The 12,143-nt window shown below is 54.5% G+C and carries 12 protein-coding genes; 2 read left to right on the top strand and 10 right to left on the bottom strand.

What is annotated here, in order from left to right; translation table 11 throughout:
- Positions 1–46 precede the first annotated feature (46 nt).
- Positions 47–769, bottom strand: a complete 723-nt coding sequence (fabG, locus tag R2940_17670; GenBank protein ID MEZ4601621.1) for a 3-oxoacyl-ACP reductase FabG — start codon at positions 767–769, stop codon at positions 47–49.
- A gap of 107 nt (positions 770–876) precedes the next feature.
- Entirely contained in the window at positions 877–1,455 is a 579-nt protein-coding gene (locus R2940_17665; protein ID MEZ4601620.1) for a hypothetical protein, read from the bottom strand.
- A 396-nt stretch (positions 1,456–1,851) separates the two neighbouring features.
- On the opposite strand from R2940_17665, the gene R2940_17660 reads away from it, so the two are divergent.
- A complete protein-coding gene (locus R2940_17660) occupies positions 1,852–3,186 on the top strand; it encodes an alpha/beta hydrolase (GenBank protein ID MEZ4601619.1) in 1,335 nt (444 codons plus the stop codon).
- Positions 3,187–3,194: 8 nt separating this feature from the next.
- On the opposite strand, the gene R2940_17655 is transcribed toward R2940_17660, so the two are convergent.
- The 3 genes from R2940_17655 to R2940_17645 form a co-directional block, all read right to left on the bottom strand.
- Positions 3,195–3,611, bottom strand: coding sequence for a DUF202 domain-containing protein (locus tag R2940_17655; GenBank protein MEZ4601618.1), 417 nt, complete (start codon positions 3,609–3,611; stop codon positions 3,195–3,197).
- 166 nt (positions 3,612–3,777) lie between these two features.
- A complete protein-coding gene (ltrA, locus tag R2940_17650; protein ID MEZ4601617.1) occupies positions 3,778–5,370 on the bottom strand; it encodes a group II intron reverse transcriptase/maturase in 1,593 nt (530 codons plus the stop codon).
- Positions 5,371–5,823: 453 nt separating this feature from the next.
- On the bottom strand, positions 5,824–6,231 hold the full coding sequence (locus R2940_17645; GenBank protein MEZ4601616.1) for a hypothetical protein: 408 nt from the start codon (positions 6,229–6,231) through the stop codon (positions 5,824–5,826).
- Between the two features lie 150 nt (positions 6,232–6,381).
- Between R2940_17645 and R2940_17640 the strand changes: the two genes are divergently transcribed.
- The gene (locus R2940_17640; protein MEZ4601615.1) at positions 6,382–6,723 is read left to right on the top strand and encodes a hypothetical protein; all 342 of its coding nucleotides are present in this window, start codon (positions 6,382–6,384) and stop codon (positions 6,721–6,723) included.
- A 16-nt stretch (positions 6,724–6,739) separates the two neighbouring features.
- Here R2940_17640 and R2940_17635 read toward each other — a convergent pair whose 3' ends face one another.
- From R2940_17635 to R2940_17615, 5 genes are all read right to left on the bottom strand, one after another.
- Positions 6,740–6,946, bottom strand: a complete 207-nt coding sequence (locus tag R2940_17635; GenBank protein MEZ4601614.1) for a hypothetical protein — start codon at positions 6,944–6,946, stop codon at positions 6,740–6,742.
- A 190-nt stretch (positions 6,947–7,136) separates the two neighbouring features.
- Complete coding sequence (locus R2940_17630) at positions 7,137–7,574, bottom strand: Mov34/MPN/PAD-1 family protein (protein MEZ4601613.1); 438 nt, start codon at positions 7,572–7,574, stop codon at positions 7,137–7,139.
- A gap of 75 nt (positions 7,575–7,649) precedes the next feature.
- Positions 7,650–9,446, bottom strand: a complete 1,797-nt coding sequence (locus R2940_17625; protein MEZ4601612.1) for a ThiF family adenylyltransferase — start codon at positions 9,444–9,446, stop codon at positions 7,650–7,652.
- A gap of 3 nt (positions 9,447–9,449) precedes the next feature.
- Entirely contained in the window at positions 9,450–10,592 is a 1,143-nt protein-coding gene (locus R2940_17620; protein ID MEZ4601611.1) for a hypothetical protein, read from the bottom strand.
- A gap of 9 nt (positions 10,593–10,601) precedes the next feature.
- The gene (locus R2940_17615; GenBank protein MEZ4601610.1) at positions 10,602–12,137 is read right to left on the bottom strand and encodes an SAVED domain-containing protein; all 1,536 of its coding nucleotides are present in this window, start codon (positions 12,135–12,137) and stop codon (positions 10,602–10,604) included.
- Positions 12,138–12,143 lie beyond the last annotated feature (6 nt).

Raw genomic sequence — 12,143 nt, 5'->3', positions numbered from 1 at the left:
CCGTTGCAACCCTGGCTTACTTGATGAATCAGCCCGGGCCGGAATACTACATGTAAGTTCCACCGTTGACCGAGAAAACCTGGCCGGTGATGTAGGAGGCGCGGTCCGAACACAAAAAGGCGACCAATCCTGCCACTTCTTCCGGCCGCCCAACCCTTCCCAGAGGGATCATCGGCAGGATTCGTTCCTGCGGCAGGTCCTTGGTCATTTCCGTTTCGATAAAACCGGGCGAAACCGCATTGACCAGGATATTTCGTTTGGCGACCTCGCCGGCAAGCGCCTTGGTCGCACCGATCAGTCCCGCCTTGGCCGCCGAGTAGTTGACCTGACCGGCAAAACCGCTCTGCCCGGAAGTGGAAACGATGTTGACGATCCGCCCCCGACGTTTTTTCAGCATGCCGGTCAGCACAGTCTTGGTGACATTGAAAAACCCGTCGAGATGAACCTTCAGGACGTCCTGCCACTCCTCGTCCTTCATCCAGACCATCAACCCATCGCGGGCGAAGCCGGCGTTGTTGATGACGGCATAAGGGGTTTTGTCCTGCAGTAGCGGCTCCAGTGCCGTCCGTACCGCCAGTCCGTCAGACACATCGAAGGGAAGCAGACTGCAGGCCGCACCTTCAGCCTCTATGGCAGCTGCCACTTCAGAAGCAGCCTGGTGATCTCTGCGAAAATTAAGCCAAATATCGAAACCGCTACGGGCCAGGTCCAGGGCTATCGCCGCGCCGATCCCCTTGCTGGCACCTGTAACCAATGCAACTTCGCGCATTTACATATTCTCCGGTGATATTTATAAATGGCAGGGCAGGGACAAGAGAGACAGGAATCCATCCCGCCATGGGCTGCGATGGCACCAATCCCACGAACCAGGGTTGTCTATTCTCTGACAGACCTCGCCCGGCCCTTGTCATCGAAATCGACGGCAAGAGTACCGAAGCGGTTTGTCCAGTAAATCCAGGTGGGAGAATCGGGTGAAGGAGTTTTGTGAGTGGCCGGATAGCCCAGAGCGGTCATGACCCCTTCCCGGGTCATTCCGACAAAGGCCTTGCCCTCGGCAACCCCCTTGCGGTCCAGGGTCGAAAGCTTTTTCAGGGAAACCGGATCTGCTGAAGTGATTTTCTGAATATATTCATCGACGCTCATTCCCATACGCGACTCATGGAACAGAAATTGAACCTCGCGTTCATCACCATCAATCTGAAACTTGATTTCCTTTCGGGATTTTCCGCTGATAACGATCTTGGTACCGGCAGGGATTATGTAATGTCCGGCTCCCGGCCTGGTATAGTTGGCATAGCTGGCACTAAGGAGTTTGCCTCCCTTGGCCTGAGTATGAATGTTGTACTTGGTATACCGAACCTCTTTTGCGGCGAAGGCAGAACCCGACACAAAGCCGGACAAGGCGAACAACAGCAAAAAAATCATTGATTTTCCGAAAAAATTGATGTTTTTCATTTGGCACCCTCCCAGGTAATTTGTTTAAAATCCGGTTCCAGTGGAACCGAACAGGCCTAAAAGCCGAATAAAAATTGAAAAAAAATAATTCTATTTTTAGAAAAAAGGGAAACAAATCATAGCTTTTTGCTAATAATTCACAAGAAGCATGTCTTTTCTGCCACAACAAGAAGACAAATGCAATACTTTACGCAACGATTATTTCCACCCTTCTGCAAAAAGTTCGAAGGTCCCTGAAGGATGCTTTCGCAAGAAAACTGGTTAAGCAAAATGCGCAATGCAAGGCGCGCGCAATTGGTGAGGAATCCGGCGTATTTAGCGATGCAGTGACGAGAGCAATTGCAATAATGCAGCAGTGGTGAGTTTTGCCACGCCATCTTGAAAGCAGGCTGAAATATGGTTCAAATCTTCGCGCTTTTTCTATTATTTGTTTTCTCCTTTCCCGCTGCCAGTCGAGCCGATATCAGCAAGGAAGTGGTCAGTGAACCCGTCTTCAAAGGTAAAGTATTCATTCTTGAAGGGGGAAAAAGCCATGCCGAAACCGTGGTCCTTGTCCATGGCCTGGGGGATCTCGCCTCCGGCACCTGGCATGCCATGCTGCCGGTCCTGGCCGAAAAATACCACGTTGTTGCCTTCGACCTTCCGGGTTTCGGCCGTTCTGAAAAGAAAAACGAACTTTATTCTCCAGAACGCTATACCGCGTTTCTAAAATGGGTTGTGGAAAAGTATGTTCCCGGCCCCTTTCATCTCGTGGGGCACTCCCTTGGCGGTTCGGTCGCCCTTTATTTTGCGGGAACCAGGCCGGAAAACCTGCAGAACCTGATACTTGCCAATGTGGCGGGAATTCTGCACAGATCAGTCATCACCCGCCATTTTCTGCTTCCCGACCTGGAACCCCAATGGCCTGGCTCGCCTGCTGTGGGCGAAAAGCTGGACCATCTGATAGACGCCACCCTGCTGAAACTGGAAGGGATCCCCCTGGACCCGAACGTCCTGCTGAAAAACGACCTGCTGCGCGCCAATATATTGGGCGGGGATCCGGCTCGAATCGCCGCACTGGCCCTGGTCGAGACAGATTTCAGCACGATCCTGCCCCGGGTTGAGGTTCCCACCTTGCTGTTATGGGGGGATAAAGACGATATTACTCCCCTGCGCAGCGGCATTCTGCTTGAAGGAACCTTGAAAAATGCCCGTTTGATAAAAATCCCGGGAGCAGGCCACATGCCCATGTTCGATCAGGCCAACCACTTCAACAGGGCAATTTTCGATTTTCTTTCCTCCCCATCAGGGCCGGATTCTACAGAGGCACTACCGGGCAACCGGATCGGCAATTTCAGCAATCAGGACAATCTGATTCTGGAGGGACATTATCGGTCCATCAGACTGGTGAATTGCCGAAATGCCAGACTCAGAGGCGTGACGGCTGAAGCGATCGAGATCATAGGCTCGACAGCCTCTCTGGAGCAGTGTTTTATAAAGGGAAGTGAGACAGGTCTGCGGATTGAAAATTCAACGGTAATCGGTACGGCTGTGACAGTGGAGGGCAACATCGCCATGGAGGTTTCGCGAAGCAAACTGGATCTTGCCGGAGCCTGCCTGAAAGGGAAGGAGGCTGCCCTGAGATGCGGCGAGCCAAGCACTATTCTGTTCTCGGTCAGCCGGGCCGAAAGCGCCATGTCCCGCGTTTACCTTCACGGCAGATGGGAGGCCAATTCCCAGAACTCATTGTGACCTGCAGCTTAGGGAAGGAAAACCAGCAAAAACGACAGGAAAGCCCCCACCAGCAAAAAAAGCACCAGAAAGGCCACAAGCCAGAGGGGGAGAAAGCGGACGTCGGCTTTCAGCAGCTCTTGGTACCCCTGTCGATAACGCCAGAAAGCGATGACAAACAGGGCCGCTCCGGCGGCGATCAAAATGGCGCCCAGCATTTTGGTCAGCAGGGGGAAATCTTCGATCTTCAGCAGGCGGGAGACACCGACGCCGGCGGCCACTGAAGCGAGACCGGTGCGAAGCCAGGCATTGAAGGTCCGCTCCTTGGCGAGTGCTGTGCGATCCAGGGCCCAATCGGTCCTTTCCTCCGCCAGACTGTGGCGCCCTTCTGCTTTTTCCCCTTCTCCCCGGGACATCTCCTCCCCCTGCTCGGGTAGAGTTACCAACCGTCATCCGGTAGAGAATAGCTCCCTGAGAAAAAGAGTCAAACCTGGCTCGAACAGCGCCAGTCAAGGCGCTACGCAACATGCCTGGCGCACCAATCGGGTAGGAGGCGGGGTCACCCCCGCCGTCCTCCCACACCACCGTGCGTACGGTTCCGTACACGGCGGTTCACAAAGCACTCTGAAAGCGTCTGAGACTGTCTACCAAGCAGATCAGCCCCAGTTTATCGAAGAAGGATTTTCGAAACGCATCGTGCATGTGCGAGGCTCCTGCATTCCACCAGGGGCCTCGCCCGTTTTGAGCCGACCTCCATGCTCTGAGTTCCGACAATCCCCGCCGCATCAAATTCCTGGCCCGCGTAAAAGAGCGCTTCCACTGCCGCCACAGAATGCAGCGTAGTTTCCGCCTGACCCAGCTATCCAGTTCTTCGAAGATGCCTTTGACTTCCGCCAGCCGAAAGTAGGCGATCCATCCCCGCAGTTTCGGGGTGGACTCTTCGATGACCCGTTTGAGGCTGTGTCCCCTTCCCCGACGAAAGAGCCTTCTGAGGTTGGCCTTGAACCGTTTCACAGAGCCTTCAGCCACCTTGAGCCGCGGTTTCTTGTGAAAGGTCATCCTGTAACCCAGAAAGGTTCTTCCCAGGCGGCCAACGGCGCTTTTGACGCGGTTGACCTTGAGTTTCAGCCGCTGTTCGAGAAACTGGATCAGCGAAGCCATGACCCGCTCCGCCGATTGCCGACTGCGCACGTAAATGTTGCAATCATCGGCATAACGGCAGAAGGCGTGGCCGCGCCTCTCCAGTTCCTTGTCGAACTCGTCAAGCAGGATGTTCGACAACAGCGGCGAGAGCGGGCCGCCTTGCGGCGTCCCTTCCACCCGTGGCGAGACGATCCCCCCTTCGAGCACTCCGGCCCTCAGGTATCTGCGGATCAGTCGCAGTACACGGGGGTCTTTGACCTTGCGGGCCACTCGTGCCATGAGCACGTCGTGCCCGACTCGGTCGAAGAACTTCTCCAGGTCGATATCGACCACCCACCGCCGCCCTTCGGCCACATGCCTGCGGGCTGCTTGTACCGCCTGGTGGGCGCTCCGTCCGGGCCGAAACCCGTAGGAGCTATCGGAGAATCCGGTATCGAACAGCCGCATCAGCTCCTGATGCAGCGCCTGCTGAATGAGCCGATCCAGCACCGTGGGAATGCCGAGCATGCGCACCCCGCCGCCGGGCTTGGGTATCTCGACCTTCCGCACCGGTTGGGGCTGGTAGCTTCCGTTCAGCAGGCCCTCCTTGATGCGCGGCCATTCCTTGACCAGGTAGCCTTTCAGCTCACCCACCTGCATCCCGTCGATGCCGGGGGCTCCCTTGTTGCCAACCACCCGGTCAGTAGGGCCGCCATCATGTTGCCGCGACTGACAACCTCTTCCATCAGCCGCGTCTCCGCTTCCGTCCAGGACGGTTCCCGGCATGCCGTGACGTTTGACGTCACCTGTGCCATACTCTTGCGACTTCCGGTCGCTACCCTCGGGCGCGGCCCCTGATATCTCAACCAGGGCTTCTGCTTCTTCGATCGTCATCGAAATTCGAGTCTCCTGAATGGCGCCTCGTGCCTTCGGCCCTTCACCGGGATGGTCAACCCCGGCTACTATGGCCTCTCGCTGACTTCTGCCGACCCGTCCCGACGCCTCCGACGCCGGTAGCACGAGGCAGATCGGCAGATCTCCCAGGGTAATGCGCGTGACCTTCCTCCCATATACCCGCCGCATCTACAGCCCCACCCTCCCGGATGGCTATGGGGCTTTGAAGATGTTGGCCTTCTCGCCCGGATGGAACTGCCTCGTATGCGATTTCTGTTCGTCGGGCCGGGAGTTTGCCTGCGGCTTCCTTCAGATCCCACCTCGCGGTGGACACCCTTGCCGTTCGGCTAGTGGTTCCCGCCATCAGGGTCCACAGGGGACTTACACCCCCAAGTCATCCGGTTATCACCACAACAACTGGAACAGCGCCAGTCAAGGCGCTACGCGCCATGCCTGGCGCACCAAGAAAAAAGGCCGTTCCCATTTCTGGAAACGGCCTGGATCTCTCTGGCTCCCCGTGTGCAACCCTTTTCATAACCACTCTCCACCGCCAGGATATCACCTAACCCGTTGATGCACAATATCTTTTCAAAGAGCGGCAGATCCCCGAGGGGGCGGAAACGGCGCTGATTCGGATTTCCGCTACAGTCCCAACCGGGCCGCCACATCCTCGTAATCCGGGTCCTCGGCGTAGAGCTTCTCGAGCTCGCTGCGTGCCCGCCGGCGCTGGCCGAGGTCCTCGTAGACCAGGGCCCGTTCGTACCGGAGCGCCCGGAGCAGTTCCTCGGAGCGGGCTTTCCTCCGGCGCAGGGCGCCCGTCAGGGTCTCCCGCGCCGCGTCCAGGAGCCCGAGCCCGCGCAGTGCCCTGGCCTTGTAGAGCAGCAGAGCGGTGTGGACCGGCGTCTCGTTCTCGATGCCTTCGGCCAACCGCACAACCTTTCGGCAGACGTTGACGCTCGCCATCCCCGGCTCGCGCCCTTCGGGCGTGCCTCCGGCACGTCCAAATCGGCTGTCCTGCCGATTTGTCTTGTCGCCCGGGCGGGCTTGCAACAGCAGCTCGGCGAGGGACAGCTTCACCACCACGTCGTCGGGTTCGAGCCGTTGCAGCCGCTCCAGGCAGGCAATTGCATCCTCCCAGCGCTCCTGACGCTGATAGACCTCCACCAGGCCCAACAGCACGCCGCGGAGATCCGGGCCCACATGCGCGGACACCTCGTCTGTGATGGGGAGGCTCATGGTGGCGGAGATGCCGTACCTCGAGAAGTAGCGGCCCAGACGGCTGTGCTTCTCGGCAGCCGTAGCCAGGTAGGTCGCGGCTTCTTCCAGCTGCTCCTGCTTGAGCGCCAGGAAACCGGCAAGGTACGCGCCGTCGGCCAGGCGGACGGCTTTCTCGAGGTGTTCGAGGGCCTTGTTTTCGTTGCCAAGGACCAACTCCCGGCACCCATCCACCAGGGCCTCCTCGTCGTCCGGCGTGATAAGCCGCTTGAAGAAACCCAGCGTCAGCCGGTCTTCCGGGCGGACCGTTGGGACGGCTGGAGCTGAGTAGGACGCGCTTCTCCTACCGCTGGACCTCCCGCTCGGAAGCGTAGTCGTGTAGAAAAGGCCTGTACCCGGAATGCCCACCGTGGCCCGTTTGCCCCTTGGACTGATGGTAAACTTCGCCCCGCGCGGCCCGAACGAGAGTGACCCGCCCGACTTGCTCAAGTTCAGGGTCACGCCCGGTGCGATCCTGATTCGCCTCCAGAATCGGAAGGCCATCATTCACTCCTCAATCCCTCAATACACCTTCTCCTATTCGACTTTGTCATCCGAATGCAGAATTTCGCCTTCGATGGGCATCGCATGTCCTTTCCTTCTTAAGAGACAAAGTCAACTATTCGTCCAGGAAACCATCAATAATTGCGATACGTTTGAATCGGCAGGACAATCGATCATGATTGTCTTTTCCGTCCTCGTCATGATTTCTTTGGCTCACACCGATGCAATTCCACAATTGCACCATCGCGTGTCGTAACTTGCGCATAGAAGAACCAGCCATGGGTTTCATTGCCACCGACTATAAGAAGTATCGGCTCGGGGCACTTATATGCTTCTGCCCTAGCGATATCTGTCATTGTACCCTTATCCAACATACTCGGTTGAATATTGAGCCCTGGATGAAAATGCCATTCGCCCAGATAATAGTGTGAGTCGCTTCGCCAGAGATTTTGTAGCCAACGGCAGAGCCCTCTGATGCCACGAATAAAAATCGTATGGCCCTCAACCGAGTCTTCTGGGCTGTCTGAAATCGCTGTAACTTCAGCAATACGTCGATCTCGACTGTATTTTCCGACCAGAATACCACCAGTTTCACATGATCCGGCAGCGGAACAGCGAGCTAATACCTGGTTCATAAGCTCTCCGGGCAAGCACAGTTCGAAGCGCCTATCGGAAGATATGAAATGGATTGGTTCAGACATTATCCCAGATCAGATCCTACGTTCAACGGTGACTTGCCCATCCGCCCATTTCAAAAGCATGGCGGTCATCGCTTCACCTGAAGTTATCATGTTCTCAATATGACCTATGGCAATGCCGACCATAGCCCATATTCGGTCGATTCGAGCAGGGAAAAGGGGATGCCAACAACCCGTCGCCTCCGTGGGCAGTTCGGCACTCTCCAGCAATTCCTTGTCTATCTCCAACTCGCTTTTAAATGCTTCCTCTAATAATCGCATGTAGTCAGTTCCGGGCATACCCGAGAGAAAATACAATCGCTCAGCTTCGAAACCTAGCGAAAGCGAAAATATGGCGGTGCCTGACTTCCACTTCCAATCGCCTATTACCCGCATGACGTCATCAGTGGCACTACAATCAAGGACCACTTCGCACTCCTTCAGTTTCGTTTCACTTTCCGCCGTGAGAGGATGAGGGAATGCCTCCACAACACCCTCTACGCGCGCGTGTGGTGATACTTGGTTCAAATGGTCAGCAAGAGCCGCAGCTTTAGGTTTGCCAACATCCGCCAAGCTCAGTGTATGGCGCACAAGGTTGCCCGCTTCGACGGTATCAGCATCAACAATAAAAAGCTCTCGAACGCCTCCACGAACCAATAGTTCCGCAAGTACCGATCCGATAGCTCCGGCCCCGATGATTGCGATTCTGCGACCAGAAAGCACCGGATTAATCTGCCCACGACCAGAAAGTTGGTCCTCGTGCCAGTTGATAGATTTCAGCCACTGAATGGTGTCGCTATCACGAAAGAACTTCTGCCGATCTCGCATCCAGTATCCTTTCGCGTTGGGGCGAAACCCGTGACAGTAGTTTCGGCCACGAGATACAATTGGCAAAGACAGCGCTTGCCAATGCATCTGATGGGGTTCTTTTGCAGGGCCATATTCTTGTGGGATTGGAAAGCCAATCAAAGCGATATGTCGCAGACCATCGCGGATTGTAGCAAGCGCCTTTTCGAGAATATCATCAAGGCGTATACCGCTATTCTTAACAGCCGAACGAAATTCACCCCAAGTAGCAGGAGCACGGAAAGGGGGAAGGACGGGTAACTCTGTGAGTCGAATCCAAACTGCCACGGGTTGAGATGGGGCTTCCGATATCACCGTTCCCCAGCTTGGCTTTACGAGCAACTTCCCTTGGGGTGTCTTGAACTCTCGAACAGCCAATGGTGCTCCTTTGTGCAGTTGCCCCATTTCCGCAATACCATGAGTGTACTGGACATCAGACCACAAATCGAATGATGCAACAGATTCAGAGAATGCCACCAATTGGTCTGAGGCACAGAAATCAGGCAGCTCAAACGGATCACCTTCAGCAACAAGTGCGCCACTCCCGGCTCTCCTAATCCATTCACGAAGCTGGATAAAGACCCATCGAAGACGCTCTATGTTTCCAATTGGCTCTGAGACGATGGCACGCCGACCGAATACATGGTGAGGGGCCCAGAAACACACTTTCCCTCTTCTCCATGGTATACCAGACCCCCGAGGCGGATCGTTTCGGTTCTGGTGGTGAAATGTCTTTTCGATTCCATCTTGCAGATCGGGAAAGACATCAATGTGTCCCCAAGGATAGAAGGGATCGATGACCACCCACCACCTTGTCTGTTCGGCCAATTCTCGTGCATCATCCTGTGCGATCTTGACATCAATGCACATTCCCCAGCGTTTCACATCTTCGAACCACGTCAGGTCGTGGACTACCTGTAAGTCAGGAAACTCATCAACTACCCGACGGGCTCTCCGGAGTTCTTTACTGGGTTTGTGGCTCATCCATCAACCAAATCTTGACGTTGACACTACGGAAGCACTCGTTCGCGCTGTAAAGCCCCCTTTGCCGCCGTCTCCGCCATCATCACCACCCTTGTCGGGCGGAGCTTCCGAGAACTCGTCACCAAATAACTGTCGCCACAGCTTCGAACTTTCATGCATTGACGAACAGTCATATGCCCTGCGTGCAATGCCGGCGGCCTTCTTCATCTTGTCATAGAACTTGGCAAAGTCCACTGCGCTCACTCGCCTCATAACATTATGAGTGCGATCTTCTATCGGGAAACCGTGGTCATGCAAGTAGGGTACTTGGCCGGATTCAACATATGGTGCATATCGGACTACAGCATTTTCCAAGGATTGTACTACTCCAATTCCTACTCCTTTGATTTCATCAGGACAGTTCTCGCCGATCAAGTGCTCAAGAGGATAGCTCTTGGGATACTTGGGCATAGGCTCGCGTTCCCTGCGCCACCATTTAATGGCCTTGACCACATTGACGTAATGGCCGTTAGTCCGCCCGTTTTTGTCTACGGTCCATTCGATCTGAGCTAGTGGATGGGTCTGATCCCATTCTTGTGCTTCCCGGTCAGGAATATCCAAAGGCTCCAGCCTCCACCTTTCGTCCTTGGCGCGGAACAAACGAACCGCTTCAACAATGGGATCAACTTCTTGCCTTTGATGTTCCTTGAATAGTCTCTCACCTCGTTCAAGCCACGTTCCAATGTCCCTGCTTTCGAATAGGCGCAACATAGCTTCTGAAGGCGCCGCTGTAGGTACAAGATCTAGTTTCACGGTATCACTAACATCAATGCCCCAAGATCTCCCTTGAATCTCGTATTTTCCCTTGTAATGTTTTTCCAGAAAAGGTTTGAAAGCATCGAGGGCCTTCTGAGGAGATACGACCTTCTTGTCTAATCGTGTAACGGCTACCACGTCTACATCACATCTTTCGCCATTACATGCCTTTAGAGCTGTATGCCGCCGATAACTACCCTGGATAAAGGTAGTTATTATAACCGACGAGAGTGTTTCCTCAGCCCGCAGACGCTCTTGCAGTTCTCTGTGCGCCTCGGTCATCTGGCGTGTTTGTGCTTCGGTAGGCCGGATAGCGGCTAGAAAGTCGATAAAATAGGTTGGCATATCCATGACACTCTCCTAAATCCGCACCTCGTGATTGATGGTGACTGAAGGGGTGTAGGCCCCTGTTTCGCCCGAGCCGAAGTGGTACTCGTAAAGCTTGATTTGACCCAATGGCCTAGCCAACTGCCCAAGGAAGAAAGAAAAAACGTTAGGGGCAGCCAAGAACAGATGAGTTGGACCCAGGATTTCCTTTTCCTTCCGTATCCTGGAAAGATGGTTGACCACATGTTGGGCAAGCCCATAAGCATCCGTCGCGTCAACAATGGTCTTCTGGCCGGGGCCTCCTTGAGGTTCAAGACTCACGAATTCCTGTGCTGGTAGCGAGGCCTTACAAATATAAGCGGTCACGTCAGCTGTCACCGGTCTGCTGATACTGATGCCAACCACGAGGTCGCGGCCATTACCTACAACAGAGATATGTTGTTCCCACCGGTCAGATATCGCGCTGATTCGATTTGAATCTACCTCCCATGGTACACTGCCACGGTCTTGGACGATGGCCAACTTCACATTGAGTTTAGGATCAAGCAAATAGCCGGCGAGAAACGCCACAGAGGTTAGTGTCTGGAGGTCCATCACATAGTTGCCACCGGGCCTCACATTACTTCTCAGAAATCTGGTGGTCTCTGGAATAATCACTGAAGTCCAGAGTTCAGGGGATCGAATATATCGGTCAACAAAGTGGCCGCATAAACAGAGCATTGCATCCGTTTCATCTTCCATGTTTTCTGCCCAGCGCATGAATGTTCTGATACCAAGGCGTGTTCCAGAAGTGGATGGCAGTATAGTGGAACTTATAAGACCCTCTCGTGTTGCTGCTTTCATTATGCATTCCCGTGTGAACCACTTTTTCCCTTCAGCGCACAATGCCCGAATAAGTTGAGGATAAGGATTAGCACGGGATGACTCTGGCCATGATTGCAACCCTGCTGCTTCAAGGCGTGCATTTAAATGACCAATAATGTCCTGAAGGTTTTCGGGCCAGCATACAATCTTCAGGCGCTGCAGTATGGGCACCAACTCTAACTCGTCCTTCAAGCCGAGCTTCGAAGCCCATAGTTCGCGAATTTTTCCCATGCGGCTATTCTTAGTCTTGCCTTGAAGGAGAGCATCACAGTTAATGCTGCCATTCGAAGTATTGAGAAGCGTACTCAAGGTATCATTGGGATCAGGAGGGCGGGGAGTGATAAGCACAAATCGGTGGTTTGCCCCACCAGGTATTTTCTGAACAGCATCCCGGAGTCTTTCAAGGAACGAGACAGATTGTGCCCCAATGAATGACGGATCAACCAGTGCTTCGGCCGTAATAGCCTTGCAGTAGTTCACAGAAAACTTTATCTGGAAGTAGTCGGCATCGACCTCAATGCCATGCGCATGAATTCGGGGCTGGGCATATTTCACGGCCACGTCATCGAACGACTTGTAGTCCCCTACTTCGTAACCTACCTCTGCAATCTTAGCTGTAGGGCGTAGCATCTCCGCCGCAAGCATCCAGAAGTGGTATGCCTGGTAATCGTCGCCTTGTTGCCGAGCAGTAACAGCTTTGCTCATAAGCGT

Source organism: Syntrophotaleaceae bacterium (genome assembly GCA_041390365.1).
GTDB lineage: Bacteria > Desulfobacterota > Desulfuromonadia > Desulfuromonadales > Syntrophotaleaceae > JAWKQB01.
Note: the sequence above shows the minus strand (reverse complement) of the source record. Positions and strands in the feature narration are given on the sequence as shown.

What these genes read in the sequence shown, in the direction of transcription:
- R2940_17620 (MEZ4601611.1), bottom strand. Translation starts at nt 10,592, where the DNA reads ATGGATATGCCAACCTATTTTATCGACTTTCTAGCCGCTATCCGGCCT.
- R2940_17630 (MEZ4601613.1), bottom strand. Translation starts at nt 7,574, where the DNA reads ATGAACCAGGTATTAGCTCGCTGTTCCGCTGCCGGATCATGTGAAACT.
- fabG (MEZ4601621.1), bottom strand. Translation starts at nt 769, where the DNA reads ATGCGCGAAGTTGCATTGGTTACAGGTGCCAGCAAGGGGATCGGCGCG.
- R2940_17665 (MEZ4601620.1), bottom strand. Translation starts at nt 1,455, where the DNA reads ATGAAAAACATCAATTTTTTCGGAAAATCAATGATTTTTTTGCTGTTG.
- R2940_17640 (MEZ4601615.1), top strand. Translation starts at nt 6,382, where the DNA reads ATGCGCGGACACCTCGTCTGTGATGGGGAGGCTCATGGTGGCGGAGAT.
- R2940_17625 (MEZ4601612.1), bottom strand. Translation starts at nt 9,446, where the DNA reads ATGAGCCACAAACCCAGTAAAGAACTCCGGAGAGCCCGTCGGGTAGTT.
- R2940_17615 (MEZ4601610.1), bottom strand. Translation starts at nt 12,137, where the DNA reads ATGAGCAAAGCTGTTACTGCTCGGCAACAAGGCGACGATTACCAGGCA.
- R2940_17660 (MEZ4601619.1), top strand. Translation starts at nt 1,852, where the DNA reads ATGGTTCAAATCTTCGCGCTTTTTCTATTATTTGTTTTCTCCTTTCCC.
- ltrA (MEZ4601617.1), bottom strand. Translation starts at nt 5,370, where the DNA reads ATGCGGCGGGTATATGGGAGGAAGGTCACGCGCATTACCCTGGGAGAT.